Source organism: Mesorhizobium sp. M1A.F.Ca.ET.072.01.1.1 (genome assembly GCF_004023325.1).
Classification (GTDB): Bacteria; Pseudomonadota; Alphaproteobacteria; order Rhizobiales; family Rhizobiaceae; genus Mesorhizobium.
In genome coordinates, this window is the sequence record NZ_RZSF01000521.1 from 1 (window position 1) to 3,165 (window position 3,165).

4 protein-coding genes and 1 pseudogene are annotated in these 3,165 nt (G+C 62.8%); all 5 read right to left on the minus strand.

Annotated elements, in window-relative coordinates; genetic code table 11:
* Window positions 1-294, minus strand: a pseudogene (locus tag EOA32_RS35500) (DUF1009 domain-containing protein); the annotation flags it as partial.
* A complete protein-coding gene (lpxA, locus tag EOA32_RS35505) occupies window positions 269-1,105 on the minus strand; it encodes an acyl-ACP--UDP-N-acetylglucosamine O-acyltransferase (protein ID WP_128374174.1) in 837 nt (278 codons plus the stop codon). The pseudogene EOA32_RS35500 and the gene lpxA, both read right to left, overlap by 26 nt.
* 15 nt (window positions 1,106-1,120) lie before the next feature.
* Window positions 1,121-1,582, minus strand: a complete 462-nt coding sequence (gene fabZ, locus EOA32_RS35510) for a 3-hydroxyacyl-ACP dehydratase FabZ (protein ID WP_066992658.1) — start codon at window positions 1,580-1,582, stop codon at window positions 1,121-1,123.
* Window positions 1,575-2,630, minus strand: coding sequence for a UDP-3-O-(3-hydroxymyristoyl)glucosamine N-acyltransferase (gene lpxD / locus EOA32_RS35515; RefSeq protein ID WP_067319901.1), 1,056 nt, complete (start codon window positions 2,628-2,630; stop codon window positions 1,575-1,577). The genes fabZ and lpxD overlap by 8 nt, the downstream gene beginning before the upstream one ends.
* Window positions 2,631-2,708: 78 nt before the next feature.
* Window positions 2,709-3,165 (minus strand): BamA/TamA family outer membrane protein (locus EOA32_RS35520; protein WP_145971473.1); only part of this gene is annotated, 457 nt, incomplete at its 5' end.

A 3,165-nucleotide genomic window follows, 5' to 3' on the forward strand; every position in this document is an offset into this window, starting at 1 on the left:
GCGCTTGATCTCGCCGGCAAGAACCAGGTGGCTAATGTCTTCACGCTTCAGCATGGGAAGCAGGAACCCGATGTCTTCGAGCGCAAGCGTCGCCTGCTCGTAGGCGGCGAAGTCCGCTTCGCGATCCACCTCGCCCTCGGCCAGGATGATGAAAGGGGAATGTCCCTGTCTGACCAGACCTTCCGCCACTTCGACCGGCAGGCTGCCGCCACCGGCGATGATGCCGACCCTGGAGCCCGGCGCGAGTGCAAGCCCTGACCCGGCGGGCTCAGCCCTCGTCATCGCCATCGTCATAGCCGCCACCGCCCTTCAGCGGCGGGACGGCATAGTGCCGCTTGCCGCGACTGGTGATGAAGTCGATCATCTTCATGGCCGTCGGTGACGAGGCGAACTCCGCCTTGGCGATCTCGACATTCTCCCCGACCGTGCGGGAGTGGTCGAAAATCGCCCTGTAAGCCCTTCGCAGCATGTAGATTTCGGCGCGCGGCAGGCCGGAGCGCTTCAGGCCGATGACGTTGAGACCGCGCAGCTTGGCGCGATTGCCGACGGCGATCGCATAGGGAATGACGTCGCCGACGACCGCCGAGCAGCCGCCGATAAAGGCGTTGTCGCCGACGCGGACAAACTGATGCACGGCGGTCAAACCGCCGATATAGACATTGTCGCCGATCTCGCAATGCCCGCCGAGCGTCGCCCCATTGGCGAAGGTGGCATTCTTGCCGACGACGCAGTCATGGGCAATGTGGGCATAGGCCAGAAAATTGCCATTATCGCCGACCGTCGTCTCGCCGCGGCTGGAATCGGTGCCGACATGCATGGTGACGCCTTCGCGGATGGTGCAATTTTCGCCGATGACCAGCGTCGTGCGCCCGCCCTTGTGCTTGGTGTTCTGCGGCGGCGCCCCGAGCGTCGACATTGGATAGACCCTGGTCGAGCCGCCGACGGTGGTCGCGCCCATCACCGAGACATGGCTGACCAGTTCGACGCGATCGCCGATGACGGCGTCGGCGCCGACATGACAGAAGGGTCCGATACGCACACCTTCGCCGAGCTGGGCACCTTCTTCGACGACCGAGGAAGGATGGATTGATGTCTGAACTTTCATGAGCATTTGAAACCGTCAGCCGGTGACCATCATAGCCGAAACTTCGGCTTCGGCGGCCTTTGCGCCATCCACCATCGCCTCGCAGGCGAATTTCAGCAGGTTGCCGCGCTTCTTGATCTTCTTGACGTGGATCCTGAGCTGATCGCCTGGAACGACCGGCTTGCGGAACTTCGCGTTGTCGATGGTCATGAAATAGACCAGCGACGGCTTTTCCGCATTGAGGCTGCGAATGCAGATCGCCCCGGCGGTCTGGGCCATGGCCTCGATGATGAGCACGCCCGGCATCACCGGCTGCTGCGGGAAATGGCCCTGGAAATGCGGTTCGTTGATGGTCACGTTCTTGATGCCGACCGCGGAGTCGTCGCCGTCGATTTCGACGATACGGTCGATCAGCAGAAACGGATAACGGTGCGGCAGGAGCTTCATCAGCCCCATTATGTCGACCGCCTCAAGTGTCGTCGCAACCGTGTCAGCCATTTCCGTCGCCCTGCTTGCGCGTCCTGGCCAGCCTGCGCAGCATCGCGATCTCACGCATGGCTTCCGCCATTGGCTGTGCCGGATAGCCTCCCCAGACCTCGCCCGCCGGCACGTTGCTCATGAATCCACTTCTCGCAGCAAGCTTGGCCCCGGGACCGATGGTCAAATGATCGGCGAGGCCGACGCCGCCACCCATGGTGACGTTGTCGCCGACGACGACGGAACCGGAAATACCCGAAAGCCCGGCTATAATGCAATTGCGGCCGATGCGAACATTGTGGGCGATCTGCACCAGATTGTCGATCTTGGTGCCTTGTCCGATGATCGTGTCGGACATCGCACCGCGATCGACGGTCGAGTTGGAGCCGATCTCGACGTCATCCTGGATGATGACGCGGCCGATCTGCGGCACGCGCTCAGGTCCCTTCGCGCCGGCCACGAAGCCGAACCCGTCCTGACCGATCCTTGCACCGCCATGAATGATGACGCGGTTGCCGATCAGCGCATATTGGATGCTGGCACCCGGACCGACATAGCCATCACGACCTATCTTGCAGGAGCGGCCAATGACCGCATGGGGCGCAATGACCGTGCCGCTCCCGATAGAAACGTCGGGACCGATCACGGCGCCCGCCTCCACGATCGCACCCGCCTCGACATGCGCGGACGGATCGATGTGCGCTTGCGGCGAAATGCCGGTTTCGCCGGTCATCGGCCCGGGCGTGGCGGCCTGCGGAAAGAGCAGTCGCCCCACCATGGCGAAGGCCTGCTGCGGGCGCGGATGCGCCAGCACCGCAATCCCCTGCGGCGCCCTGTTGGCGAAGTCGGCAGGACAGAGAACGGCAGCCGCCTTGAGCGAATGCATCAAGGCGAAATTGCGCTTGCCGTCGACAAAAACGAGCGCACCGTCGCCACCCTCATTGGCGGGCGCCAGCGCGTCGATGGCGATGTCGGCCTGCGAGGAATCAATAAGATTGGCGCCGGTCAGATTCGCGACCTCGCCAGCCGTATACCGGCGTGAAGGCGCGAAGAACACCGGATCGGTCATTCCACAAACATTATCCAGCTAGGTCGGATCAGTCGATTCCGGGCCATCACACGACCCGGAAACATCGTAACCCGCGGATTAGAAACGGGTCGCTATGCCGAAGTTGAATTCCTGCACGTCGTCGCCCGGCTGCTTCTCGACCGGGATCGCATAGTCGATGCGGATCGGACCGAACGGCGAAGCCCACATCAGGCCGACACCGACCGAAGCGCGCAGATGCATGTCAGCCGATCCCGGCTTGATCAAAGCAGGATCGAGCTTGCTGCCATAGAGCGTTGCCGCATCGGCGAACACCGCGCCACGCAGGCCGAAGCTTTCCGGAATGACCGGCATCGGGAACTGGGCTTCCGCCGAAGCATTGAAATAGGTCGTGCCGCCGAGATGGTCGCCACTGGTGTCGCTGGCAATCGGGCCAATGCCGCCATAGGCGAAACCGCGGATCATGCGGTCATTGCTCTGGAAGTGGTCGAAGATGCGCAGATCGCCATTGCCGTAGCCCGCGATATAGCCAGCGCCGCCCGACACCAGGCCGACT